Source organism: Stenotrophomonas sp. ISL-67 (genome assembly GCF_018612915.1).
Taxonomy (GTDB): domain Bacteria; phylum Pseudomonadota; class Gammaproteobacteria; order Xanthomonadales; family Xanthomonadaceae; genus Stenotrophomonas.
Window position 1 is genome coordinate 397,422 of sequence record NZ_JAGGRL010000002.1, and the last position, 25,024, is coordinate 422,445.

The 25,024-nt window shown below is 62.6% G+C and carries 27 protein-coding genes; 11 read left to right on the plus strand and 16 right to left on the minus strand.

Annotation, left to right across the window (positions count from 1 at the left end; all coding sequences use genetic code 11):
• Window position 1: 1 nt before the first annotated feature.
• From J7J08_RS05385 to J7J08_RS05395, 3 genes are all read right to left on the minus strand, one after another.
• Window positions 2-676 carry an alpha/beta fold hydrolase gene (locus J7J08_RS05385; RefSeq protein WP_214902321.1) on the minus strand — a complete coding sequence of 225 codons (675 nt, stop codon included), beginning with the start codon at window positions 674-676 and terminating at the stop codon, window positions 2-4.
• A 90-nt stretch (window positions 677-766) separates the two neighbouring features.
• Window positions 767-2,671, minus strand: a complete 1,905-nt coding sequence (gene mdoH, locus J7J08_RS05390; RefSeq protein ID WP_214902325.1) for a glucans biosynthesis glucosyltransferase MdoH — start codon at window positions 2,669-2,671, stop codon at window positions 767-769.
• Window positions 2,672-2,990: 319 nt separating this feature from the next.
• Window positions 2,991-3,170 (minus strand): hypothetical protein, encoded by a 180-nt coding sequence (locus tag J7J08_RS05395; protein WP_214902328.1) that lies wholly within the window; start codon window positions 3,168-3,170, stop codon window positions 2,991-2,993.
• A 193-nt stretch (window positions 3,171-3,363) separates the two neighbouring features.
• Between J7J08_RS05395 and J7J08_RS05400 the strand changes: the two genes are divergently transcribed.
• Complete coding sequence (locus tag J7J08_RS05400; RefSeq protein ID WP_214902332.1) at window positions 3,364-3,753, plus strand: DUF2628 domain-containing protein; 390 nt, start codon at window positions 3,364-3,366, stop codon at window positions 3,751-3,753.
• A gap of 59 nt (window positions 3,754-3,812) precedes the next feature.
• Here the strand turns inward: J7J08_RS05400 and J7J08_RS05405 are convergent, their stop codons facing one another.
• A complete protein-coding gene (locus J7J08_RS05405; RefSeq protein ID WP_214902335.1) occupies window positions 3,813-5,267 on the minus strand; it encodes a SulP family inorganic anion transporter in 1,455 nt (484 codons plus the stop codon).
• A gap of 146 nt (window positions 5,268-5,413) precedes the next feature.
• Here J7J08_RS05405 and J7J08_RS05410 point away from each other — a divergent pair, with 146 nt between their 5' ends.
• Together J7J08_RS05410 and J7J08_RS05415 are read left to right on the plus strand one after the other, a co-directional pair.
• A complete protein-coding gene (locus tag J7J08_RS05410; protein ID WP_214902337.1) occupies window positions 5,414-5,719 on the plus strand; it encodes a putative quinol monooxygenase in 306 nt (101 codons plus the stop codon).
• A 22-nt stretch (window positions 5,720-5,741) separates the two neighbouring features.
• Entirely contained in the window at window positions 5,742-6,404 is a 663-nt protein-coding gene (locus J7J08_RS05415) for a hypothetical protein (RefSeq protein WP_214902339.1), read from the plus strand.
• 19 nt (window positions 6,405-6,423) lie between these two features.
• Here the strand turns inward: J7J08_RS05415 and J7J08_RS05420 are convergent, their stop codons facing one another.
• Together J7J08_RS05420 and J7J08_RS05425 are read right to left on the minus strand one after the other, a co-directional pair.
• Entirely contained in the window at window positions 6,424-7,338 is a 915-nt protein-coding gene (locus J7J08_RS05420; protein ID WP_214902341.1) for a tyrosine-protein phosphatase, read from the minus strand.
• Between the two features lie 17 nt (window positions 7,339-7,355).
• Window positions 7,356-9,647, minus strand: coding sequence for a TonB-dependent receptor (locus J7J08_RS05425; protein WP_214902343.1), 2,292 nt, complete (start codon window positions 9,645-9,647; stop codon window positions 7,356-7,358).
• Window positions 9,648-9,774: 127 nt separating this feature from the next.
• On the opposite strand from J7J08_RS05425, the gene J7J08_RS05430 reads away from it, so the two are divergent.
• A complete protein-coding gene (locus J7J08_RS05430) occupies window positions 9,775-10,455 on the plus strand; it encodes a TetR/AcrR family transcriptional regulator (RefSeq protein WP_214902345.1) in 681 nt (226 codons plus the stop codon).
• A gap of 137 nt (window positions 10,456-10,592) precedes the next feature.
• On the plus strand, window positions 10,593-10,832 hold the full coding sequence (locus J7J08_RS05435; RefSeq protein ID WP_214902348.1) for a TonB-dependent receptor: 240 nt from the start codon (window positions 10,593-10,595) through the stop codon (window positions 10,830-10,832).
• 53 nt (window positions 10,833-10,885) lie between these two features.
• Here J7J08_RS05435 and J7J08_RS05440 read toward each other — a convergent pair whose 3' ends face one another.
• On the minus strand, window positions 10,886-11,164 hold the full coding sequence (locus J7J08_RS05440; RefSeq protein ID WP_214902351.1) for a hypothetical protein: 279 nt from the start codon (window positions 11,162-11,164) through the stop codon (window positions 10,886-10,888).
• A gap of 179 nt (window positions 11,165-11,343) precedes the next feature.
• Here J7J08_RS05440 and J7J08_RS05445 point away from each other — a divergent pair, with 179 nt between their 5' ends.
• The 3 genes from J7J08_RS05445 (at window position 11,344) to J7J08_RS05455 (ending at window position 14,740) form a co-directional block, all read left to right on the plus strand.
• Window positions 11,344-12,264 carry an MBL fold metallo-hydrolase gene (locus tag J7J08_RS05445; RefSeq protein ID WP_214902354.1) on the plus strand — a complete coding sequence of 307 codons (921 nt, stop codon included), beginning with the start codon at window positions 11,344-11,346 and terminating at the stop codon, window positions 12,262-12,264.
• A 124-nt stretch (window positions 12,265-12,388) separates the two neighbouring features.
• Window positions 12,389-13,342 carry an alpha/beta hydrolase gene (locus J7J08_RS05450; protein WP_214902357.1) on the plus strand — a complete coding sequence of 318 codons (954 nt, stop codon included), beginning with the start codon at window positions 12,389-12,391 and terminating at the stop codon, window positions 13,340-13,342.
• 453 nt (window positions 13,343-13,795) lie between these two features.
• A complete protein-coding gene (locus tag J7J08_RS05455; protein WP_214902360.1) occupies window positions 13,796-14,740 on the plus strand; it encodes a hypothetical protein in 945 nt (314 codons plus the stop codon).
• 116 nt (window positions 14,741-14,856) lie between these two features.
• Here the strand turns inward: J7J08_RS05455 and J7J08_RS05460 are convergent, their stop codons facing one another.
• The 9 genes from J7J08_RS05460 to J7J08_RS05500 form a co-directional block, all read right to left on the minus strand.
• Complete coding sequence (locus J7J08_RS05460) at window positions 14,857-15,405, minus strand: isochorismatase family cysteine hydrolase (protein ID WP_214902363.1); 549 nt, start codon at window positions 15,403-15,405, stop codon at window positions 14,857-14,859.
• Between the two features lie 17 nt (window positions 15,406-15,422).
• Window positions 15,423-16,061 (minus strand): DUF6766 family protein, encoded by a 639-nt coding sequence (locus tag J7J08_RS05465; RefSeq protein ID WP_214902365.1) that lies wholly within the window; start codon window positions 16,059-16,061, stop codon window positions 15,423-15,425.
• 99 nt (window positions 16,062-16,160) lie between these two features.
• Window positions 16,161-16,658 carry a ferritin-like domain-containing protein gene (locus tag J7J08_RS05470; RefSeq protein ID WP_214902367.1) on the minus strand — a complete coding sequence of 166 codons (498 nt, stop codon included), beginning with the start codon at window positions 16,656-16,658 and terminating at the stop codon, window positions 16,161-16,163.
• A gap of 350 nt (window positions 16,659-17,008) precedes the next feature.
• Window positions 17,009-17,281, minus strand: coding sequence for a DUF333 domain-containing protein (locus J7J08_RS05475; protein WP_214902369.1), 273 nt, complete (start codon window positions 17,279-17,281; stop codon window positions 17,009-17,011).
• Window positions 17,282-17,476: 195 nt separating this feature from the next.
• Window positions 17,477-17,956 carry a hypothetical protein gene (locus J7J08_RS05480; RefSeq protein WP_214902371.1) on the minus strand — a complete coding sequence of 160 codons (480 nt, stop codon included), beginning with the start codon at window positions 17,954-17,956 and terminating at the stop codon, window positions 17,477-17,479.
• A 323-nt stretch (window positions 17,957-18,279) separates the two neighbouring features.
• Window positions 18,280-18,513 (minus strand): hypothetical protein, encoded by a 234-nt coding sequence (locus J7J08_RS05485; protein WP_214902373.1) that lies wholly within the window; start codon window positions 18,511-18,513, stop codon window positions 18,280-18,282.
• 235 nt (window positions 18,514-18,748) lie between these two features.
• On the minus strand, window positions 18,749-19,993 hold the full coding sequence (locus tag J7J08_RS05490) for a DUF418 domain-containing protein (RefSeq protein ID WP_214902375.1): 1,245 nt from the start codon (window positions 19,991-19,993) through the stop codon (window positions 18,749-18,751).
• The gene (locus J7J08_RS05495; RefSeq protein ID WP_214902377.1) at window positions 19,990-20,811 is read right to left on the minus strand and encodes an NAD(P)-dependent oxidoreductase; all 822 of its coding nucleotides are present in this window, start codon (window positions 20,809-20,811) and stop codon (window positions 19,990-19,992) included. The genes J7J08_RS05490 and J7J08_RS05495 overlap by 4 nt, the downstream gene beginning before the upstream one ends.
• On the minus strand, window positions 20,808-21,248 hold the full coding sequence (locus tag J7J08_RS05500) for a MarR family transcriptional regulator (protein WP_214902380.1): 441 nt from the start codon (window positions 21,246-21,248) through the stop codon (window positions 20,808-20,810). The genes J7J08_RS05495 and J7J08_RS05500 overlap by 4 nt, the downstream gene beginning before the upstream one ends.
• Window positions 21,249-23,079: 1,831 nt before the next feature.
• Between J7J08_RS05500 and J7J08_RS05505 the strand changes: the two genes are divergently transcribed.
• Genes J7J08_RS05505 through J7J08_RS05515 form a run of 3 tightly spaced genes read left to right on the plus strand, consistent with a single transcriptional unit; the run spans window position 23,080 to window position 24,910 of the window.
• Window positions 23,080-24,111, plus strand: coding sequence for an SIR2 family protein (locus tag J7J08_RS05505; protein ID WP_214902383.1), 1,032 nt, complete (start codon window positions 23,080-23,082; stop codon window positions 24,109-24,111).
• Entirely contained in the window at window positions 24,108-24,644 is a 537-nt protein-coding gene (locus J7J08_RS05510) for a hypothetical protein (RefSeq protein WP_214902386.1), read from the plus strand. Before J7J08_RS05505 ends, J7J08_RS05510 begins: the two co-directional genes overlap by 4 nt.
• Window positions 24,641-24,910, plus strand: coding sequence for an AAA family ATPase (locus J7J08_RS05515; protein ID WP_214902389.1), 270 nt, complete (start codon window positions 24,641-24,643; stop codon window positions 24,908-24,910). The genes J7J08_RS05510 and J7J08_RS05515 overlap by 4 nt, the downstream gene beginning before the upstream one ends.
• Window positions 24,911-25,024: the final 114 nt, after the last annotated feature.

Here is a 25,024-nt window from a genome sequence, read left to right on the forward strand (position 1 = left end):
TTCAGGCCGTGGCGAAGCGTGCGTCCAGCCAGTTGCCCAGCGCCTGCAGCTCTTCGGCGCAGACCTGGTGGGCCATGGGATAGGAATGCCACTCCAGCGCGAAGCCGGCAGCCTTCAGCCGCTGCGCGGTGTCGGCAGCGATCGGCTGCGGGATCACCGGGTCCTGCGCACCATGCGCCATGAATACCGGCGGGCGGGCGCCGCCCGGAAGGGCGGCGGTGATGGCCGCTTCCGGATCAGGCAGGTAAGTAGAAAGTGCGATCAAGCCGGCGATGGCCCGGGTCGAGCGCAATGCAGCACTGAGGATGATCGCCCCGCCCTGCGAGAAGCCGGCGAGCAGGATGCGCTCGACGGGAATGCCGCGCGCGACCTCGGCGTCGATCAATGCATCCAGCGCCTGCACCGACGCATCGACGCCGGTGGCATCGGCGCGCGAACGGAAATCCATGCTGACGATGTCGTACCAGGCGCGCATGGGCATGCCGTTGTTGATGGTGATCGGCTGCACCGGGGCATGCGGAAACACGAAGCGGATCGCCGGCCAGTGCGGACGCAGCAGCTCGGGCACGATCGGTGCGAAATCGTGGCCATCCGCGCCCAGGCCATGCAGCCAGAGCACGGCCCATTCCGGGTTGGCGGCGGTTTCGTTGACTACGGTTTCCAACGCGTGCGACATCTAATGGCTCCAGGACGTTATGGAACCATTATGGGGGTAGATGGTGTGCGCCAGCCACGCAGGGCGTGGCTCTACCCCCAGGTGCGCGGGTCAGCTGGCCGCACGTGCCGCGGCGGCGCGGCGCAGTTCGGCGGCGCGCTGCAGGATGGTGGGCGGGGTGGTTTCTTCGGGGATTTCCATCAGGCGCAGGCGGTGCAGCAGGTCGCCGGCGCGGCGACCCGACGTGAGCGCGACCACCGGAATGGCCAGCACCATGCCCACCACCACGGGTGCCATCCAGGCAGCCAGGGACGGCGACACCGCATACGCCAGCACGCCCATGAACAGACCGAACACGCTCAGGCCACCGTAGCCCTTGATCAGGGCCGGCCAGGAGATACCGCCGTCATCGCGCTGCTGCGCATCCCAGCCCGAGTCCTTGCCAGCCAGCACTTCCGCCACGCCGCGCGACTGCACGTACATCACCACCGGCGCCATCAATGCGGCCAACACGGTTTCAAGCAGCATCGACACGAACGCACGGATGCCACCGCCGCAACCGCGCCGCTCGGCAGGATCGATCAACATCGCGATGTAGCCCAACACCTTGGGCAGCAGCAGCACCGCCATGGTGATCGCGAACATGCGGATCACCTGGGTTTCGTCCTGCTGCCGCCAGTACACGCCCGGCGACAGGTGCAGCATTTCACTGAAATCGATGCCGCCCTGGAACAGCGGGATGGCAATACCGATCAGCATCAACATCGCCCACATCGGGGCGGTGAAGTAGTGCCCGATGCCGATCATCATGTGCATGCGGCTGACCCAGTGCAGCCCACGCGAACCCACCACCTTGGCGTGCTGCAGGTTGCCCTGGCACCAGCGGCGGTCGCGCACCAGCATGTCGGTCAGGGTCGGCGGCCCTTCCTCATAGCTGCCTTTGAGGTAGGGCACCATGTGGGTGGCCCAGCCACCGCGACGCATCAGCGCCGCTTCAACGAAATCATGGCTGAGCACATGGCCGCCGAACGGCTGGCGGCCGGGCAGCGGCGGCAGGCCGGCGTTGTCGGCGAAGGCTTCGGTGCGGATCACCGCGTTGTGGCCCCAGTAATTGCTCTCCGCACCGTGCCACCACGCCACGCCACGCCCGATCACCGGGCCGTACACGCGCCCACCGAACTGCTGCATGCGCGCAAACAGGGTGCGCCCGCCGATCACCGCCGGCAGGGTCTGGATCAGGCCCACATCCGGGTTGTGTTCCATCCCGGCAACCAGGCGCACGATGGTGTCGCCGGTCATCAGGCTGTCGGCGTCAAGGATCAGCATCTGCGGGTAGCCACCGCCGAAGCGGCGCACCCAGTCGGCGATGTTGCCGGCCTTGCGCCCGCTGTTGTCGCCACGGCGCCGGTAGAACAGGCGCTCGTGCCCGCCCACCGCGTCGCACAGTTCGGCAAACGCCTGTTCTTCGGCTGCGCCGATGTCGTCGCGTCGGGTATCGCTGAGCACGTAGAAGTCGAACTGCTGCAGCTGCCCGGTGCTGGCCACCGACTCATAGATGGCCTGCAGGCCGGCCAGCAGGCGCCGCGGGTCTTCGTTGTAAGTGGGCATCAGCAGCGCAGTGCGCGTATGCACCTGCGGCAGCGGTTGGTCCGGGTCGATGCCCAGCTTGTAACCACGATCGAACACGGCGGTCAGGAAGCCGGCCAGGGCTCCCGCGAATGAAAGCGCGATCCAGGCAAACAGCGCCACGAACAGCACCAGCAGGCAGCCTTCCAGCACCGTGATGCCGTTGGTGGCCAGCACCTTCCACATCATGGTCGTCGCGGCCATGGTCATGGCGGCGGTGCCACCGAACACATAGAAGCGGCGCAGCGCGATCATGCGCGGCGAGGTGCGCTGGCGCCGCGTGAGCAGGCGACCCTGGGTGAAGGTCTGCTCGGGCATGCCCATCGGCGTTTCGGCAGGCAGCACCGAACGGCCGGCATCGATCACGGCGTTGACGGTCTGCACACTCATGCGTGGCTACCCTGCGTGCGCTTCCAGCCCGTCCTGCTGCTGTGCCCTGCTGCGGCGTGGCCCTGGCCGGCGCCCTGCTGATGTCTGTGACTACCGGAACCCACGAACTCTCCAACGGCACTGAGGCGAAAAATGCGGCTCAGCATAGGGGTCCAAATGTAAGCCGGGCGCGAAGGGGCTTTCGTGGCATTTCTCCCCATTCAGCAAATCCGGGCAGGACCCCGGATGGGAAAATCGCGACAAACGGCCACAAGCCTTGTGCTGTAAGGCTTTCCCTATTCAGGATGCAGGTTAAAGCCGACGATGCGGCCGACGCGACTCAGATCGGCGTGGCTTCCATGGCGACATCGCTCTCCACCGGCAGGCGCGCAAGCGCGCGCGAACCGACGTGGGAAAACTGCAGCTGTGCCAGCAGATGCTGCGCCTGGGTGGCGACCGGGCACGGCAGGATCCGCGGGCCGGCTTCAGGACGCTCAGGGGACATCACTACACTCGACATGTTCTGACTCTCGATCCATTTCTGTACGCCGCGCGGCTCCCATGCCGCGGGGAATGCGAACCCTATATCAATTTCGGGACAAATGTGTGACGCCGTTCCTGTAACGCGGCATCACCCTGCCCCTCGTCAGAAAACTGGCGCCACATGATAGTCAGCGACTATCATGTAATCGTTTTCAACCAAGAAAGTGGATATGGATTCCGACATCGCCTCACCCTACAGCCCCAAGTGGCAGTTCCGTTTCGATTTCTTCAACGCCCACGGCGCGCCCAACTCGCCCACCTTCAAGGCCGCCTACAAGCCGCTGCCGTTTGGCCAGAAGGTCAAGGTCAACTTCAACTTCTTTGCCCTGTTCTTCGGCTGCATTTACCTGTTCGTCCTGGGGATGTGGCGCAAGGCTCTGACCATCCTGGGCCTGACCTTGGTGCTTGGCGTGGTGCTGGCGTTCCTGCCCGATCCGATCGGCCGTGGCGTCGCGATTGCGTGGTCGCTGTTCATCGCGCTCACCACCAACTACAACTACTACCTGGAACAGGTGAAGGGCGACACCAGCTGGAACCCCTTCAAGGGTATGCGCTGGTAAGCGGCGCAACGAGCAACCCCTGAAAAAGCCCGGTCGAAGGATCGGGCTTTTTCCATCATTCAGTGAGACGGGCGCCCGCCCAGGCGCTCCACCAACGTCTGGCTGGCGGCATTGAGCCCGACCACTTCGACCTGCGCGCCGTGCGCACGCAGCTTGTGGGTAACCCGGTCCAGGGCGCCCACCGCGCTCAGGTCCCAGAAGTGGGCATGGCTGAGGTCGACCACCACCCGCGGCGGCACCTGCTGGAAATCGAAGCTCTCGGCAAACTGTCCCGCCGAAGCGAAGAACACCTGCCCGGTGGCGGTGTAGGTCCGCACGCCCCCGGCATCGGTGCGGTCGGTGACAACCAGCAACCGCCCAACCTTGCGCGCGAAGAACAGCGCCGACAGCAGCACGCCGGTCAACACGCCCTTGGCCAGGTCATGGGTGGCCACGGTCACCACCACCGTGGCCAGCATCACCACCGAAGAACTCTTCGGGTGCAGGCGGAACTCGGCGAACGAACGCCAGTGGAAAGTACCGATGCTGACCATGATCATCACCGCCACCAATGCGGCCATTGGTATCTGCCGCACCCATTCCTGGCCGTAGACCACCAGCAGCAACAGCAGCACGCCGGCCACCAGGCACGACAGTCGCCCGCGTCCGCCGGAAGACACATTGATCACCGACTGCCCGATCATCGCGCACCCCCCCATGCCGCCGAACAGCCCGGCCGTGATGTTGGCCAGGCCCTGGCCGGCGCACTCGCGGTTGCGCTGGCTGGGCGTGTCGGTCATGTCCTCGACGATCTGCGCGGTCATCATCGATTCCAGCAGGCCCACCACCGCCAGCGTGGCCGAAACCGGCAACAGGATTCGCAACGTCTCCCAGCTCAACGGCACGTCCGGGAACAGGAACATCGGCAGGATGTCGGGCAGCGCGCCCATGTCGCCCACGGTACGGATGTCCCAGTGCAGGCCGATCGACAAGGCGGTCAGCACCACGATCGCCACCAGCGCCGAGGGCACCGCCCGGGTCAGACGCGGCAGCAGATAGATGATCGCCAGACCGGCAGCACAGATCGCCCACACGTGCCAGGAATAGCCGATCAGCTCCGGCATCTGCGCCAGGAAGATCAGGATCGCCAGCGCGTTGACGAAGCCGGTGATCACCGAACGCGAGACGAAGCGCATCAGCGCCCCCAGTTTCAACGCACCCGCGATGATCTGCAGCAGCCCGGCCAGGATCGTGGCCGCGAGCAGGTACTGCAGGCCGTGGTCCTTGACCAGGTACACCATCACCAGCGCCATCGCGCCGGTTGCCGCCGAAATCATGCCCGGCCGGCCGCCGGCAATGGCGGTGACCACCGCGATGCAGAACGACGCGTACAGGCCAACTTTGGGATCGACCCCGGCGATGATCGAAAACGCGATCGCTTCTGGAATCAGGGCCAGTGCGACCACCGCGCCCGAGAGCAGGTCGCCACGGACATTGCCGAACCATTGCTGGCGCAGCGGATACGAAACAGGCATCACTACGGCCCAGGGGCAGGAAACAAGACGGCGCGCAGGATACCCCAGCGTGGACGATGCCTCAAACGTGAACGTGCGGGCCCGCGTTTGACCCGCTGAAGTGCCCGGCGCAGGATGCGCTCTCACCCCGCACGAGGAAACATTGCATGTACGGTCTGATCGGCAAGATGAACATAGCGCCAGGGCACCGCGATGACGTCATCGCGATCCTGCTTGACGGTACCGCCAGCATGCCGGGCTGCCACAGCTACATCGTGGCCAAGGACCCCAGCGACGCTAATGCGATCTGGATCACCGAAGTCTGGGGTAGCCAGGAACTGCATCGCGCTTCCCTGCAGCTACCTGCCGTGCAGGCTGCCATCGCCCAGGCGCGGCCGCACATCACCGGGTTCGGCGAACGCTTCGAGACCGAACCGGTGGGCGGTGCCGGACTGGCCACAACGGCGGAGTAACCGCCACCGCTGCAGTCACAACATGGCGCGCACGCTGCGCAGCAGCTCCAGCGGCGCCGAAGGTGGAAAAGCGGGAATGAACGCCCTCAGCGCGTGCGGCAGCACTGCCGATCGAACGGGCCTCGTCATGGGCGGGCACGATCACGGCGATATCGAACGGGTGCAGCCAATGGCAGGCCAGCAGCAGGCCGTCCCCGGTCAGGCTGTCGTGCAGCCGGGCCGCCAGCGAGACCACGTCCTGCGGCGGGAGGTAGTAGTCCACCCCGCTGACCACGATCAGGTCGAAGCGGCCCACCGGCCACATTTCCGGATGCCGGGCCGGTCTGTGTGGCAAAGGCCGCCATGGCTTGCCGTTTGCGTCCCTGCGCAGCACCGCACATGCCGATGCGTTGTGCAGTTGGCCAAGGTCCGGCGTCGGCATCCGGGTCCAGCCAATGCCAGGCCCAGACCGGATACTGCAGCACGCGCGCACCACGGCGTGCTGTGCGGCAGCGTCGGCTGGCGGGAGAGGCATTCGCGTGCGATGGCGTCCAGCGCGGGCGCGGCATGGTCGGAGAGCCGGTCCATGTCAGGGGGTGAGGATCACCTTGCGACAATCCTCCTCCTTGCGGTCGAATATAAGGACATGCCCGAACAGGAACAGACCGCCAAGCCGGACGACTACGAGCGCCCGCCCAAGCCGTGACCTGCGTCGCCCATGCGGATCAGCCGGCCTGGCCCAGGCGGACCTGCAGGCTGTGGATTTCAGCCTCGCTCAGCCCCACCGCCTTGAGGAACCCGGCCGCGCCACCGTACTGCTGGTGCAGCGCGTCCAGGAACATCTCCATGTTCGCCGGCGCGGTGCCCCCCATGCCGGCCATCTTCTTCGCGATCTCCGGATGCTGCTTCACCAGCGCCATCATCTGCGCGTTCATCGCGCTGTCCTTGGGCTGGCCTTCCAGGTAGTGCGCCGACAAGGCGTAGTTGTGCACGATATCCGCGCGCGGCACGCCGGCCAGGTCGAGCAGGATGCCGGAGATGATGCCGGTGCGGTCCTTGCCGGCGGTGCAGTGGTACAGCACCGCACCGTCCTGCTGTGCGGCGATGCGCTGGAATACCTGCAGGAACTGCGGCTTGTTGCTGCCCAGCCACTGCACGTAGGCTTCGCCCAGCGTGTCGGGGAAGCTGGTCATCATCTTGCCCAGGTCCATCTTCTCCGTGCCCATCAGCGAAATGCGCTGGTAGTCGAAACGCGCATCATCGGCCAGCACGTCATGCGACTGCTGCTCTTCATCGGCGGTGCGCAGATCGATGTCCAGTTTTACCCCAGCGGCAGCCAGCGCATCGCGGTCGGCGACGGTCAGCCGGCTCAGGTCGGCGGTGCGCACGAAGGCCATCGCCGGAATCGGACCCTTGTGGCCCTTCAGGCCGGCGAAGGTACGCACGTTCCAGGCACCTTCCAGCCGAAGCACACGCTGTGCGTCGTCGGCGCGCGGGGTGGCATTGGCCGGTGCAGCCGGTGGCGCGACCGCAGCGGTGGGCGCCGTCGTTTCGGCCGCAGGCGCGGCGGCAAGGGCCAGCAGCGGGGACAGGGCCAGCGCGATGGCCAGGCTCAGGTTGATCGGGTGGTTGGCGTTCATCTGCTTGCTCCAAGTGTTCAGAAGCGCACGGCCAGTTCCAGGCCATAGGTGCGCGGGTCGTTGAAAATGCCGGACTGGCCGAGCGAGGCGTTGTTGAGCTTGTAGAACAGATGTTCTTCGTCCAGCAGGTTGCGCGCCCAGAGCGAGACATCCAGCGTGGCACCGTCTGCGTTGAGTGGCAGGTCCACCAGGGCAACACGCGCGTTCACCACGAACGCGCTGTCAGTCAGCATCTGGTCGTACTCACTGGTGTAGAACCCATCGGACCAGTTGCCATCAACATGGAACTTCAGTGCCGCCGTGTTCGCGAACGGCACCCAGTAATCGACCGACGCACTGCTGGCATGCTTCGGTGCAAGCAGCGGCTGCACGGTGACTTCCACCCCGGCACCGAACGGATCGGTGGTGGTCAGCGAATCGATGTCGGTGTAGGCGTGGGTGAAGCCCAGGGTCAGGTTATCCACCGGCATGATGCTGAGCTCCAGCTCCGCGCCGCGCGAGGTGCTTTTGCCATTGGCATTGGTGGTGACCATCGTGGTGCGGGTCTCACCGCTGTTCGGGTCGAACGGCAGGGTGAAGTCCATCTGCTTGTGGTCGATCTTCGAATCGAACAGCGCCAGGTTGAAGCGCGCGCGGTTGTCCCAGAACTGCGATTTGAAGCCCAGCTCGAACGCGGTCACCTCTTCCGGATCGAACGCGGTGTAGGTGGTGGAGCGCGAGTTGGCGCCGCCCGCCTTGAAGCCGGTGCTGTACTTGGCGTAGACCATTGCGTTGTCGCCCACGTCGTAGGCGACATTGACCATCGGATCGAACCGGCCCCATGAATCATCGAAGGTCAGCTGGGTGGCGGCACCATTGACGATATACAGGCTGCCGTTCTTGTCATCGCGCGTGTAGCGGCCGCCGGCGGTGAGGTGCAGGTTTTCCAGCGACGCCGGGGTCCAGGTTGCCTGCCCGAAGATGCCAAGGCTGTCGGTCCATGCCTTGCTGGCGCGGTCGATGCGCACGTTGGCCAGGTTCAGCGGGTTGGTGGCCGGGTTGAGCGTGTAGCTGTTGCCGCCCGGCCCCCACAGCAGCATGTTGGGGGTCTGCGCGTTGTCGCCGGCGGTCTCGTGGTAATAGAACGCACCGACCAGGTACTGCACCTGCGAGGTGCTGCCGATCAGCTGGAATTCCTGGCTGTACTGGTGCTGGTACACCTGCGCCAGGCTGTAGCGCCCGAACGGCGTGTTGGCGCCACCGTAGGCGGAGATCGCATCGACCAGCCCCATGTCGAACTGGCCCTGTTCCAGTTCGCGGTAGGAGCTGATCGACTTCAATTCGAGGCTGTCGCCCAGGGTCCACCCCATGTTCAGCAGGTGGCCGCTGGTGCGACCGATGTTGTCTTCCTGCGGGCCGCCGAGGATCGAACTGTCGCGTCGGTCGGTGCTCGCACCGGCCTTCTGCAGTGGACTCAGGTAAGCGCCCGGCACCAACACCTGGGTGTGGTACGGCGTGGTGGCGTCATAGGAGCGGTCGAAGGCATACAGCGCCGAGAAGGTGTCGGTCGGCTCCCACAGCGCGCTGATGCGCGCGCCGCGCTTGTCGTAGCTGTTGAAGTCCCGTTCGCCACGCATCGGGTTGTCGGTGGTGCCGCCGCGCTTGGCCTGCACCGCGTCGATTTTGACGCTGACATCGCCCACCTTCGGCAGGTCCAGGTGCAGGCCGGTGTTGTAGCCGCTGTAGTTGGAAACGCCCGCGCTGACCGAGCCGCCGAACTCGCCGGTCGGCGTCTTCGTCACGATGCTGATCGCGCCGCCTTCGGTGTTGCGGCCAAACAAAGTTCCCTGCGGGCCCTTCAGCACTTCAATGCGATCCACGTCATACAGCATCGTGCCCAAGCCCTGCGAACGACCCAGGAACACGCCATCCACGTAGATGCCCACGCCGGCATCGCGCGCCGGCTGGTTGGCGTCGCCCGATGCGCCGATGCCACGGATGCCGATGTTCAGCGCCGAACTGCGGGTCGCGAACGGGGTCACCCGCAGCGATGGGATGGAGCCGTCGGCCAGGCTGCCCAGCGAGATGGCGCTGCGGTCCTTCAGCATGCCGGCGTCGAACACGGTCACCGAGATGGGCGTTTCCTGCAGGTTGGTGGCGCGCTTCTGCGCGGTCACCACCACCTGGTCCAGTGCGACCACATCGCGAGCCTCGGCGGTGGCATCGGCGGGCAGTGCCGCCTCCGCGAAGGCCAGCGACGGCAGCAGCGTGGCGATGGAAAGGGCAAGCACCTGACGACGCAGGGCGACACGGGGAAGGGAGAGACGCATGGGGGTCCGTCATGTGATAGGTGGGCCAGCCGGCGCAGTCTGCGCACCCCAAATGACAAATGAATGACCATTCATTCTCACGTTCAATCGTCTACGCTGTCGGCATGGATGACTGCTCAGACCGACAATGACGCCGCCCGACCTGCCCTCTTCAGATTCCACCAGCACCGCCCAGGGGCGTGCCGAAAGCCAACGCACGCGCATCCTGGACGCGGCCCAGCGTTGTTTCATCGCGCACGGTTTCCACGCGGCGTCCATCAGCACCATCGCCGCCGAGGCGGGCATCAGCCAGGGGCTGATGTATCGCTATTTCAACAACAAACGCGCGATGATCCTGGCGCTGATCGAACGCCAGCTGGACGCCGATCGCCGCTCGATCGGGCAGATGCCGGCGTCGCTGGGCCTGGTCGATGCGCTGCTGGGCTGCTACCAGCTGTGGGCGCGCGGGGAATCCATCGGTCGGCACGACACGGCCATTGCCAGCGTGGCGTTGTATGCGGAGATCACCGCCGAAGCGCAGCGCGATCCGCTGGTGGCCGAGGTGCTGCGCCGGCACGACAAAGCTGCCTCCGATAGCATCCAGGCGTGGTTGAAGCAGCATGACCAGGCGCGCGGCGCCGCCATTGATGACGCCGACCTGCATGCGCGCACGCTGCGGTTCCGGGTCACCGTGGAGGGGCTGGCGATGCGCGCCGTGCGCGACCCGGATCTTTCTCCGGCTGCCGTGCGTGGTCTGTTGGAGCAGGCCGTTTCGGCCGTCATTGGGCAACCGCCTGAACCTGCGCTGGGAGGACCTGGTCAGCGGTGATGCTGCACTTGCAACTGCACTTCAGGCGTCGCTTGAAACGCCTTGATTGATCTCGTAGCGGGTACTTCGCCCGCCGCCCGGCAATCGGCGCGGGGAGCCCTTACAGCTCCGGGTATGAGGACCACCTGGACAGCGGCGTGATTTCGGCTGCCGACGGCGGCCTGCCGATCCATGGCGGCAGTGCGTTGATTGTCGATGCCGAAGTGGGCTGGAAGTTCGATTCGGGCCTGTACTTCAGCCTGGGCGCGCAGAACCTGTTCGACCGCGTACCGGCGAAGAATCCGTGGTCGGGTGTGGCCGGTGCCGAGTACCCGGTGCATTCACCCTATGGCTTCAACGGCGGGTTCTACTACGCGCGGGTGGTTTGGAAGTTCTGATCCAGGCAAACCGGGCATGCGGTGGTGGCCGTCATGGAGCCACCGCATGTTTTTCAGCTGCCCTGCTCGAAAGCCTTGGGCCGCCATACCCTGAGCGCCAGCAGCTCAAGGCCTAGCAGCACATAGGTCGCCAGCAGCACCGATGGCGCCCAGAGCACCGCAAAGACCATCCACTGGAAGCTCCAGTCATGAGCGTAGATCTCGGTGCCAGGTTCAGGTGGCGCCGCCATCCACTGGCGGCGTTGCAGCCAGAACACGAACGCCGACACTGCTACCGCGAGCACGATCTGCAGCGCACCCCATTTCCAATATCTCCTGATCACCTCATCCATGTCGTGGTCCTCCGCGCATCGCCACCATAACAGCACACGACCGATGAAGCGGTTCCTGCCATTGCTGCCTGAGGGGCAACAGTGTGAGCCCTCCCGCGGATCTACTGGCGACACGCCTCCTTCCCTAGGCTGATCCCGCACGGCGCCCCTGCCGTGGACCCCGCCAAGGAGATTTCCTCATGTTCAGCCTGGAAAACACCGTAGCCCCGCCTGCGCCTGCGCTCGACGAGCTTGTTCCCTCACGTTACGCGCTCAGGATCGGCGATATCGACGTCCTGGTGGTCAGCGACGGCGTGCTGCCACTGCCCACCCAGATGCTCGGCCACAACGTCTCCGCGGCCGAACGCGCGCCGTGGTTCAAAGAGATGTATCTGCCGCCGGATGCGCTTGACTGGGCATTGAACGTCATGGTGGTCCGCAGCGGCGACCGCAACATCCTGATCGACGCCGGCCTCGGCATGGATCCTGATCTGAACCTGCCGCGTGCCGGCCAGCTGATCCGTCGCCTTGGCGCGTCCGGCATCGACCTGGGCGAGATCACCGACGTGGTGATCACCCACCTGCACATGGACCACATCGGTGGCCTGCTGGTGGACGGGGTGAAGGCGCAGCTGCGCCCGGACCTGCGCATCCATGTGGCCGCCTCCGAAGTGGCGTTCTGGAAGTCGCCCGACTTCACCCGCACCAACATGCCGCCGGGCTTCCCGGATGCGCTGCGCGCCACCGCTACCCACTTCCTGGCCGAGTACGGGAGCTACGTGCGCACCTTTGAAGATGAGCACGAGATCGCACCCGGCGTTACCGCGCGGCGCACCGGCGGTCACACACCCGGCCACAGCGTGGTGCGTTTGAACTCAAACGGCGAAGCACTGACCTTTGCCGGTGACGCCATCTTCGCGGTCGGCTTCGAGCAGCCGAACTGGCACAACGGCTTCGAGCACGACCCTGAAGGTGCCGCGCAGGTGCGCATCACCCTGCTCAACGAACTGGCCGGTACCGGCGAGATGCTGGTAGCCACCCACTTGCCGTTTCCGTCGGTGGGCCGCGTCTCGGCAGACGGCGGCGCCTTCCGTTGGGTGCCGGTGTTCTGGGACTTCTGAGCCCTCCGAATCGATTTGTACCCTCGGTAAAGTTTCGAGGACTTTCAGTCACTCCGGATCCAGCCGAGGGGTCCAATGTAACGCCTGTCGCATCCCCCTCTACCCCTTCGCAGGAGATCTACCGATGAACACGATCACCCGTACCCTGGCCGCCACCGCGCTGGCACTTGGCGTCCAGGCTGGCGCTGCGGCACAGGCCGCCGGGCCGTCGCACACGGCCGCCCCTGCTGCCATTGCCCACACCTCCAGCACCATCACCACCGCCGACGGCGTGCAGCTCTATTACAAGGACTGGGGCCCGAAGGATGGCCCGGTGGTGACCTTCAGCCATGGTTGGCCGCTGGATTCAGACAGCTGGGACGCGCAGATGATGTTCCTGGCCGAGAAAGGCTACCGCGTGGTCGCACACGACCGCCGTGGCCATGGCCGCTCCAGCCAGCCATGGGAAGGCAACGACATGGATCACTACGCCGACGACCTGGCCACGGTAATCAACACGCTGGATCTGAAGGACATCACCGTGGTGGGCTTTTCCACCGGTGGCGGCGAAGTGGCGCGCTACATCGGCCGCCATGGCACCGGCCGGGTCAAGAAGGCGGTGCTGATCAGCGCGGTGCCGCCCTTCATGCTCAAGACCGCCGACAACCCCGGCGGCGTGCCGGTCGAGGTCTTTGACGGCCTGCGCAAGGGCCAGCTGGAGAACCGCGCGCAGCTGTTCAGCGACGTGGCAAGCGGCCCGTTCTATGGCTACAACCGCCCCGGCGCAACGCCGAACCAGGCGCTGATCGACTCCTGGCGGGCACAGGGCATGCTGGGTGGAATCAAGAACACCTACGACTCGGTCGCCGCGTTTTCCGCTACCGACTTCCGTGAGGACCTGAAGCGGTTCGACGTACCGACCCTGGTCATCCATGGCGACGACGACCAGGTCGTTCCGATCGACGTTGGCGGCCGCATGTCGGCCAAGCAGATCAAGGGCGCCAAGCTGATCGTGTACCCCGGCGCGCCGCACGGCCTGACCGAGACGCACAAGGACAAGGTCAACCAGGATCTGCTGGCGTTCCTGCAGCAGAAGTGATGTTGACGGTTGCGCCGGACCGCTGGTCCGGCGTACATCGGTTTCGCGCCCACGCCTGAGTTCGAGATGGAGACCTGCAGTGACGCCTTTGGTTTCATCAAGCCTTCCAAGTTCGACGCATGCAGCCTGGCGCACCAGGCCGAGCTGGGCGGTGATCGCCCACCCAAGACAAGGCGTTCGATCTTGCCATCAAGTTGCTATAAAACCTGGTCAAACTTTATAGGTCGTTGATATATCGAATCTATTGATATCAACGAATCGATTGATGCACCTTCCACCCGCCGAAGAACTACGTCCACGGCGGCGCATGCAATCTGCAAGTGACCGGTAGCGGTCACAGAACCCGCCGCATCAACGGTGATAAGTTCCTCCGTCTACGCCCCAGGCAGACTGGCCTTGGGGGGCTCCATGCCTTCAACAGGCACTCAACGGATGAGGGAACACTCACCTGCCATGGGCGACATGACGCAGTTTCGGATTACCTACGACGGCCCCGCTTTGGCCACGCATGAGATGGATGCCAGGGAACTGGCGCCCGCGCTAATGGCAATGGCCGATCTTCTCGAATCAAGCGTGCGCGCACTACATGGGGATCGCGCCAAAGCGCAGATCAACGTAAAAGGCTCGTTCAAAACCGGCAGCTTCAACGTCGATTTCACGACAGCGCTCAACTTCCTGAGGGCCGCAAAGGACATCTTCTCCGGCGATGGCATGGCCGCTATCGCGAACGCGACAGCGGTTCTGACCGCGCTGGGCCTCACGGCCAGGGCCGGATACAAGGGACTCGCGCAGGTGCTCGCGTGGCTTCGAGGCCGCAGCATCACCCATGTGCAGATGAACGAGGATGGAAACGTCACGCTCTTCTCTGAGTCGGACACGTTGGACGTCGAATCCGAGGTACTGGTGCTGCTGAGCGACGTTTCCGTGCGCCAGGCTTTCGACCGGGTTCTTGCCCCCTTGGATCGCGAGGGTATCGATACATTTGCCGCGGGCGATCAATCATCCTTCGCGTTGATCGTCAGAGGGGATGAACGCCGCTTCTTTTCCGCCCCGGCTGATCAAGACATACCGATTCTCGATGACACCAGGAAGATGGCGCTCTCGATTGTGTCGCTCGCCTTCAAAGACGAGAACAAGTGGCGGCTCTCGGACGGCAATGCCACGATCAACGCCAGAATCTCCGACGCCGACTTCCTGCTGGGTGTGAACTCCAACACGATCTCTTTCAGCAAGGGAGATGTTCTGATCTGCGAGGTAAGAGTTACCCAGTGGCAAACCCAATCGGGGGCGAAGACCGATTACGAGGTCGTCAAGGTAGTCGACCACCTCCGTGCTGCCAGGCAGATCGCCTTCCCGGGCATGCGCCGGCCGCCCCCGCCCGCCAACACCTCCCGGTAGCGCCGGACCGTTGGTCCGGCGACGCATGACATCGAGGCCCCTGGTGTAATGCAGGGGCCTCGATCACTCGGCGCTCGCGCCAAGGCACAGACCAGACAGCCGCAGGCTTCATGCAATCAGCGGCGCAGATAGCTGCTCAACTGAATTACCTCTGCGGCCTTGGAATTCTGCAGCAGGCGCAGCGCGCTTGCTTTGCGGTCCGCAATGCCTGCCACCGCCTCCCTGACAACCACGGTGTCGTACTCACGGGCGTTACTGTCGAAGCACGTTGCCGCCACGCAGGACTCGGCGGTCATCCCGGTTACTACCAGCTCGCTGACACCCAGCTTGGCCAGCAGCACGGCCAGGGGAGTGGCGAGGAAGGCGGAATGCTTGGGCTTGAGGATGAAATAGTCGCCGGCCTGCGGACGCAATACCTTGGCTATCGTCGAGGACGCACCCTCTGTGGCCAGGCACACCTGCACAAGTTCCTTGAAGTCCATCTGCCAGTTGGCAAAATTGTCATTGGCATAGATGACGGGTAGGCCGCGCGTGCGAAAATGACGTACGAGCCGAGCGATCTGACGCGCCGCCCGCATCGCGCCCGGTTCAACGTCCTTCGCCTCCGGAAAGTCGAAACGGGTGAACATATCTATGATGAGCAGGGCCGGATTGTGCTTCTTCATGGGCAGGCACCGGCCGTTCAATCGCCCGTCTGGCTGTGTGGGGCCGCCATCGGCTTGGACTGGGGCGAATCCTTCTGGCGAAGGAAGATGGTAAGGATCACCAGTGCCAGCACCGCCAGGAACTCGCTCTGCCAGTTCTGGAACGACTCGAACCAGAAGCTGCTGCTGCACAGGTGCTCCCACCATGTGGGTGGTACACGTCCGCGTGCCACCTGCTGCTCCACTTCCGCACGCCAACTGCCTGCAAGATGCAGGCAGAAACTCATCAGGAAGAGCGCAGTGAAGGCGATTGCCAACGAATGCCCGTAGAGAGACGTCCACACTCCGCCCCTGCGCACTGCCCAAGGCGCGGGACCGGGCGCGATGCGCTCCTGCTCCTCTTCCGGGTCGATAGGCCTGGATTCGGCCGATCCCTTCTGCCGGAGGGTCACGGTCAGCAGTACGTACATCCCCATCTGCAGAAATTCACTTTCCCAATTCTCGAACGTGGCACTGACGAAGTGACCACTGCGCAGGTAACCCCATAAATCCAGGCCCGCCCGGTGCGCATCCGCGAGTTCCTGGTTGTGGGCGAGGAATCCCGTCCAGACCTGGCCTGCCAGAAAACAGGCCAGCAGCAGGAACAGCACAATTGAGAGACTGTTTCTTTTCCACATGCCATTGCAGCCTCGAATGATAGGTAGGCATCTTGATGAGCGGCACGTGCCGCTCATTACCTGCGCGCCGGGCTGTTGGCGGGGACGCTGCAGCGTTACTCAGGCAGCCTGCGCAGCCCTGGCGTTGCCCCCGGATTTTGCCAGGGTGGTCAGCTTCTCGTCGGTTGCCTTCTCCTCTGCCAGCGTTTCCAGCAACAGCGGAACGGCGTCCTTGTAGCCAAGCTGCTTGGCGAGCGCGGCGATGGTGCCGTAGGACGCGATCTCATAGTGCTCAACCTTCTGTGCACCACCGATCAGCGCAGCGTCACGCACCGGGCCTTTCTCGATGCTGTCGATGGCCTCCTTACCTTCCTCAACGAGACCCTCCATGGCGGCGCACTTGATGCGCTTGAGGTGGATGCCCAATAGCTCCACCACCTGGTCGATACGCTCGATCTGGCCCTGGGTCTCTTCCAGATGGGTTTCGAAGGCCGCAGAAAGATCCGGGTTGGATGCGGCCCGCGCCAAGCGCGGGAGCGCCTTGGTGAGCTGCTTTTCTGCGCTGTAGATATCCGAGAGCTCGTGGATGAACAGGTCTTCCGCTGTCTTGATCGCCATACTGGTTCTCCGGGTGGTGGTTGAGCGAAGCATTGACGCTATGCTCCCTCCCGTGAGCGTGGCGCGCAGCCCCGTGAAGCCCCCTGCACGCCGATGAATCGGCCTTCAACTCAGCCAGGACGCCTTCTCATTCATTAGTGCGACGCGCAGCCTCGACCCGGCTTTGCTCTTCGCCCATCGTGGACGGATGATCGGCAGGTCGCCACCAGATTTCGCATCCCACCGCTTCGCGCGATCCAAGCGCCTTGGTTGAGGGTGGGTTGCTGGAGCGACACAACGTAGGGCGGCCCACGAGTGCGCGCCAGTCGCCCCCATTGCCGAACGGCTTCAGAACCAACAGGAGTCGGGCGCTACCCCTGCTTCTCCGGAGCGTCCCGGCGGAATAGTTCCCACTCATCGATCCTGTCACCGTTCGGCAGGTGGCAGATGCCACGCTCGTCGCCGTTCCTGTCCTTCTCAATCATGACCTTTCCACCGCGTTTCACGCAGTACTCGGACGCCGGATTGGCCATGCCGACAGGAACACCATTCTCGCGTGCCTCTTGGTTCTGCTGGGAACACCCGGCTGCTCCGGCAACCGCGATGGCAGCAGTGAGCAACGCAACGTTGATGCGCAGACGCATGAGCCTTCTCCAGAACTGCCCTGTAGGCGTAAGGCAGTGTGGAACCGGAGTTGTGAACATTCTGTAGGGCCAACGGGGCAACGGTACCGCCGGACCGTTGGTCCGGCGGCTCCCCGCACAGCCCGCAGCGCAATGCACGGGCCGCGCTTCCACCATCCGTACTCCAGCCGAACAGTCACGGACACCGGACGGAGGTTAGTGCATCGCCGCAGCCGCCTTGGTGGCTTCCGTAACAGCCGCGGGCGTCAGAGGCGAATTGTAGACATCCACGACGGAGATCAGCGCCAGCAGGTTCCTGATGGTCAGGTCTTCCACATTGCCCGGGCAGTGTTCCAGGATATCGATCAACGCAAGCAGCTCCACGATGCGCAGGTCGTAGATGCGCAACAGTTCGCGAATGACCCGGAACAGGTCCTTTCTGGATACGTCGTCTACGCCGATCAACCGGTTGACCAGGGTACCCGGTGCTTCAGGGTGAGCGCTGCGGGTGGCGTGAATGGCATGCATGACGTCGCTGAGCGTCAGTGACTCGAAGGGTGTGTCGTTGACAGTCAGATGGCCTTCGAGCGTAAGCCAGGTGGAGCTCCCCCACTCCAGGGTATCGGCGATCTGGCCGAAGTAGTGGGTGAAGTCGACGGATGTGCGCGTAGGCGCGGTGAGCGTCTCGGATAACATGGCTGAGTTCCTTTCTTGTGCATCGTGAAGCGCCGTGCATCGGACGATGGGCGCTGGTGCGCCTTACAACAGTACGGGCTGCAAATCCCGGTCGCCGATTGTGCGGTGACACGGGCATGCTGCGCCCGTGCAAAGACGACCGTCAACGAGCGAACCGGCAGTTTGAGATCAGATCTTCGGTGGATATTCTGAAGCGTGAACTGAGTGCAGCTACAAGGAGTCCTTTGCGACATTTGCAGCTAACGTCAACAGGGATCGAATTACCCAAAGGCGTGAGCCAACGGCGCGGCGCCAGTGTTTCCCATGAACAGCCATCGACATTGTTATTCGGTTGTGGCCGTGCTGGAGCGTGCTTGCGAGCGGAGCTTGGCGCCGTCCACGGCGACAGTAACCGCCAGCCTCCGGCTGAGAATCGCCGCGATCGCCATCGCGATGCCGATCATGAGGCAGGCAACCGCGAAGCCGGATTTGACCTTATCGGCACCTGCTCCGTCGGGTGCCAGGGAGAAGAAGACACCGCCGACCAGGGCGACTGACAGCGCGGCCCCGAATTGCATTGCCGCGCTGACCATACCCGCAGCCAGGCCCGACCAGCGCGGGCACGGCAATGCCCTGCCCAACACCGATGAGCAGCAGTGGTAGAGGGAGCAGGAACGGCCTATCGAGCGTAGCCATGCCAGCTGCCAATACCAATCCACGCTGACCCGCGCTGGAGATCATTGGTACCAGCCGCCCCACCAGCCATTGGGCGCGGTTGTCGTCCGCGATCCGATCAGCAGCCGCTCATGGGCGCTAGACGCGTTTCCGCAGCGGAACCCAGTGACCAACGGTCAAGGAGCGCCACACCCATTCGAGTGGTCCCATCTCGAAGCGTGACAGCCAGAGTGGAGACCAGATCAGTTGCGAAATCCAGATCGCGATCGTGAGCGCCCATAGCCCAGGCCGGTCGACATGGCCCATCAACGCTCCCCGACCGCCGTAGAAGATCGAGGTCATCACGAGCGACTGGGTGATGTAGTTGGTGAACGCCATACGCCCAGTCGCGGCCAGTGGCGACAACAGTGTTCCCGCACCGGATCTGAGCAGAAGAACGAGTCCGGCGACGTAGCCGAGCGAGACCGCTGGTGATAGGAGAAGGTTCAATCCCTTGTCCCCAAGCACCGGCCGCTCAAGAACGTCCGCCTGCCAGGCGAGCCAAGCTGCGGCAACAAGAGCGGCCGCTCCCCATGCAATCGCTACGACATATCGCCGGTGACTGGATTTCCCGGCTAGAAAGCCGCCTTTGAACAGAGATAGGCCGATCATCATCAGAGCGAGTGTCTGCGGGACAAGCCAAGGGTTTCCAGATAGAAGGTTTACATACTCTTTAGTGTTGAGCTGATAGGCACCCACCCACGAGGCTTTCGCCTCAGCCATATTTTCCAGCGTCTTTGCCTTTCGTTCCGCTAGCACCGCCGGGTCAGGAGTGTGCGCTGCTTCGGCTTCCGCGCGGACCGAGGGCGACGCAAACGGATAGGCTGCAGCGGGAATGGCGGACAATGCCATTGCCGCATACAGCACCACACCTACGCCCATCAACAGCTTCGGCTGCCAGCTACGGCAGAAGAGCATCACGAAGCCGGTCACTGCGTAGAGCGAGAGAATGTCTCCCCACCAGATTCCGAACCCATGCAGCAAACCAAATAGGAGAAGGATCGCAAGCCGCCGGGCGAGAATCCTTCCCTTCTTCGGATCCGATCCGTCACCCCCGACAAGAAAGAGCGACACACCGAACAGCATCGAAAAGATGGTCAGAAACTTCTCATGGAAGAACGTGTCCATGACCCAGTACGAAATGGCGGTCCATCCTTCATTGGGAAAGAGCCACATTGCCGGCTTTAGTGAGGCTGACTGGGGAGCGGCGAAACCATCAGCGTTCACGGCGAGAATTCCTAGAATCGCCAATCCGCGAATGACGTCCAGTGCCTGTATGCGGAGTTTGCCTGGGGCTGGATTGACGACGTCGGTGACGATAGGGGACGAGATTATCGCCGTCATGCCTGCATGATCCCTTCGTGCGCTGCTTGATGTACTGATCGAACCGTCGGCTGAAAACCAAGGCTTCGAGCAAGGGAGGCGTCGACATGTTGGAACCATGGGCGCTGCATGGCATCAGATGACGGCGCCATCGTCCCGCCGACGAGTTCAACCAGTTCGTATATTGTTGTCGGCGCATCGTCAGATATGTTGACGATGCGACCATCGAACACTCCTTTCAGCGCCATGGCCATGGCGGTGGCAATGTCACGATGGTGGATCGTGCTCATCCGGTTGGCGGGATGGAAGTCGAACAGATGAAGGAGCTTTGGCAACATCTCCAGGTGGCCATCGCCATCGCCATAAACGAATGGGAATCTGACGATTGACCAGTTGAGCGAGCTCTCCCGAAGTAGCTTTTCGGCCTCGACCTTGCTGGCGGGGTAGGCCTGTTCCGGTTCGACGATATCGCTCTCACGCGCTGGGCGCGTTGAGTTCCTGCCATAGACGTTCGAGGTGCTCGCCATGATGAAGCGAGCATCTGGAGCATGCGCCTGGGCCGCAGCGATCAGGCTCCGCGTACCTTCCAGGTTGCTTTTCCAGATCAGATCGGTGTCCTGGGTGCGAAATACCGCGGCCAGGTGAATGATCGCCGAGACACCTGTGACCGCATCCACCAGCGATGCGGCGTCGAGAAGGTCCCCTTCCACCGCCGTTGCGCCGGTCGGACCGTTCTTTCCGGGACGTACCAAGGCCCGGCACTCTACTCCTCTTTCAACGAGGCGCGGCAACAGGCGCGCGCCGACCAGTCCGGTGGCTCCGGTAACGAGAATAGTCATGGTTTGTTCCCTTTCGTTTTTTGTTGGAGCCGTTCAGTCGCCGTTCTCAGCACTCGGATCGTCGTTTCGATGTCGGCATCGGAGAAACCGCTGAAAGCAATGTCACGGATGAAAGTAAGATCTGGCAGCTCGTTCCACAGTGCGGCTCCTGCCGTGCTCAGGCGCAGCATTTTCTGGCGCTGATCGACGGCGTCCGGGATCTGCTCGACCAACCCTTTTCGAACGAGGTTGGCAACAACGGTGCTCACCGTCGCGCGTTCAATTTGAAGTGATCCAACGAGGTCCCGCTGCATCGTCGGACCGACGCGAGCCAATTGATGCAGGATGTACCACTGTGTCGCGCCAATGCCGTGGGCCCGCAGCGCGTTGTCCATCATTGCGCGCCCGGCGAGGTAGCACAGCTTTGCCCAGCGCCCCACCGAACGAGTATCGATCATTTTGTTAGCCATCAAACAATTATGTTTGCTACCAAACAAATTGTCAAACTTGCTCGGCATTTCCTTGCTAATGCCGTTGTAGCCCAGGCGACACTAAGAGCCAGCGCAACCTCGGGCCACAGTCTACCTATCAGTAGGTAGACTGGTCAAGCGGGCGTTGGCTTCGCATTGCGGTCTGCGACCCTGCGGGCTTCAACGGATACGCGGCAAATGGGTGCCTTTTGTGCGAAAGCGCCCAAGGAAGCCAACCGCAACGACCTGCGCGCTGGCCTCCAGCTTGAAGTCCTTGGCCCCGATCAGACCCTGGAGTATGCGAAGGGCGCGGCGCTTGTCCGGTGGAATCCAGGGCCAAACGCTGACACCAGAGAATTCCTATAGTCGCCGTGGCCCCGGTGAGGCAACAGAATCCAGGCGTGGGCGGGAGCCAGGCCGGTCAGGCAGTTGGCGTGGAAACGCTGGCCGGTCCACAGCAGTCGCGGAGCGCGCGAGATCTCTGGGTTGAGCAATCAATTTTTCCGGGGAAGGTCGGCAGGAGGGCGATCACCTACATGGGTTTCCAGCTCCGCCACTCTGGCTGAGGCTTCGCTTGGGGATCGGTCTCGGCGGACTGAGGGCTTGAGAACAACTGAATTACAGACGTCTGCTCCACATTGATCTGGGTCGCGGGACCGCCGTCCGCGGACAAGCTATCGGCTGCCCGGTTCACGCTATTGACGAGAGCCCATGCGCTAGCATATTGCAGCTGAGCGCGCCGCATCGCTGCGATGCTCCGGGGGCGATGGAGGGTGATCCCCCCGCTGGTTAGCTGCAGTGAGATCGAGGATAGCGAACGCTTCTCGATGCATGGCCCACCATGGGATCACCGACACTACGGGCATCGGGGCGGCAAGCAAGACGCAGCGGGCACAAGTCGCCGACGACAGGCCGATACGATCACAGCGTACCGGTCGTGAATCCACCTCGCAGGCGTTGAATTTTTCCGGCAATTTTTCCGCCGACACAAAGAAGGCACTTGGGCAGAGTGTGGGCGCAGGCATAAATTGGCCGCATCTTTGCAGCATAAGTTGGCCGCAACGGTGGAAATTCCCACCAGCGTCGTATAAGCCATTGCAAAATCTAGGGTCACAGGCCTGGAGAGCCCCCAAACGGCCAGTTGGTGCTTTACGTCATAGGAAAACTTGGCCGCCACATCAGACCCGGGGCTACGGCACTCATAAGTCATTGTAACTTAAGGCCATACAGCTTACGCGGGGAGTAAAAGGGCCGGCTCGCGCATCAACCTTCGGCACGAGTGTCCCGGCCAAATGCCCGTCGTCCTGACGGCTATGTCCAGGTTTCCCACCAGCGCGCCCCGCCTTTGCGAGATGGACCGGAAGGCAGGTGTCGGGCCAATCTCTAGCCCGGATGAGAATTTCGCACACCCCTTAAAGCGTCGGCCTATTTGATAGATGATGGCCGTGGCGACAGCTCACAGGGATCGCTTAACGGTTTGCACATGTGCAAGCTGGAAGGAAAAGACGCGCAGGGGGCGCAAAAATGCAACAAGTCGATTTTGCTCTCGGAATTGACACGGCGCTGGATTCACTGCTTGCCGAGCGACTGACGCTATTAGCTGGCGCAGGGCTATCGATGGCCGCACCCAGTAGCCTACCCAGTGCCTACTCTATTGCGTTAGAAGCAAAGCGCAGATATGACGCAATCCACGGCGCAGGCCGACCACCGTTACCCATAGCTATTGAGGAGCAGGCGGAGTTCTTCTTCCAGCGAAATGAGTTGGCGTCGGTCTACTTTCGGACTCTAATCGACCAGAACATCTTTGCAGCACCTCCCAATGAAGGCCACTATGCGGGCCGATCTCTTGCTCGTTCAGGGCATCGAAACAGCCGTCACCACGAATGTAGATGTCCTCGTCGAGACCGCAGGTCAGTTCCTGTACGGCCAAATCGGAACCGGACTGGACCAAGCGCAGATGGCCGCGCTTCCACCACGCACGTCGCCATTGCTCAAGATCCATGGGTGTCGGCAAAAAGATCACGACCATATGGTGTGGGCACCGGGCCAGATCAATGCCCCCCCTGTCGCTGCCCGGATCGCTTCAAGCGCGCAATGGCTGTCCAGCCGCCTCCTAGATAGGGATCTCCTTATCGTCGGCTATTGGACTGACTGGGACTACCTCAACCAAGTTTTGCAGACCGCCCTGGACCAAATAAGACCTTCTAAGATCATCGTGGTCGACCTAGCGGACAGCGCGACGTTCCAGGCCAAGGCACCCGGGCTTTACGCCATAGGTGACGCTGCCCAGAACGGGTTCTGGCACGTACAGGCGTCGGGCGATGCATTTTTGGCTGCACTCCGAACGGCTTTTTCCAAAGCATTTCTAAGGCAAGTCATCAGCAGCGGAACCCAGGAGTATCAGGATCTGACAGGCCATGCCGCCACCGCAACGATGACTGAGCCTCCAGAGGTCGACAACGATTCCCTGTGGCGCATGCGGCGTGACTTGGAGGGATGCACTCCCAACCAGCCGGCAACTATGCGTACACCCCCAATGGAGTGCACAGTTGGGCTGACCCTGCTCCAGCTTCGTGCATCCGGGGCCTATGCCGATGGGCATTATTGGCTTCTCAACCAGAGACGGATCAGGACGCTACGCACGCCAAATCAGCCGCTTCATAGGGTTGAGGCGTCCTATGCAAGAGAGACGGCCCCCGCCGTATCTCCAGATATAACCATTGCAATTGGCGCCGAAGCGGACTCATTGCCCTCCAACATCGTCAGAGCTGGCACGACGCCGACAATCACTAGAGGGGCTGCGGGTCGTTGGCTTACGCGGCAACAAGCCATTCAGGAGCTTGGACTATGAATAAGATTCTCCACTCCAGTAGTGAACTTCTCAAGGAAGCAGGCTGCACAACCGAGCTGGTCACGATCGGCTCGCGCGAGGCACTCGTGTTTGAAGGGAGCAGTGTCCTGGGATTCCTGTTCAGCTACGACAGCGTCGAGGAACTGATGAAGGACTGGATGGCGGACTCCGACAGAGCCATTGCTAATTATCAGTTTGGGCTGAGGAGGTCTGGCATCAAAGCATGGAACACATACCTCGTATTGCTGACGCCCGACATCCCTGACTATGCACGAGTAGTGTCGCTGGGTGCGATCGAAGAAGACCTCGGAGGAACCCGAAAGATTGCCAGAGCCGGCGTACAGGATTTGGCAGATCTCAGTGCCGCACTGCTCCCGCTGCGCCCGCTGCAGAGCGCGCCACGCCTCGCTGCTGTCGACATGAAGAGGGAGATACGTGAGCGGACGACTGAGCTTCCTTTGAGGGCCGTCGACGCATTTCTTTCGGGTGCAGATGAGTCCGTCGTGCTCCAAGTATTGGAGGAATCCCTGTGAAGCTCGCTTACGTTGACCTGTGTGGCTTCCGAGGCTACCGGAAGAGAGTACGTGTCGACTTCGCCGAGGATTTCACCATAGTTGATGGCAGAAATGGTGTCGGTAAAAGTACTATCTTTGATGCTGTCGAGTATGCACTGACAGGGCATCTGAGTAAGTACAAGGATGCCAAGGCCGACGGAGAAACTGTCGCAAACTACATTTGGTGGACGGGACAGGGACCCGCCCCCATAGATCGGTATGTCGAAGCTGGCTTCAAGGATTGAATCGCCCAGGCTTTTGTAGACAGTCGTCAGCCGTTTAGTGCGTACCGCTTCTCAAACTCTACCGGGGACAGCCCGTCGTTGGAACTGTGCCGCCGTTTTGGGTTGTAAACCCTA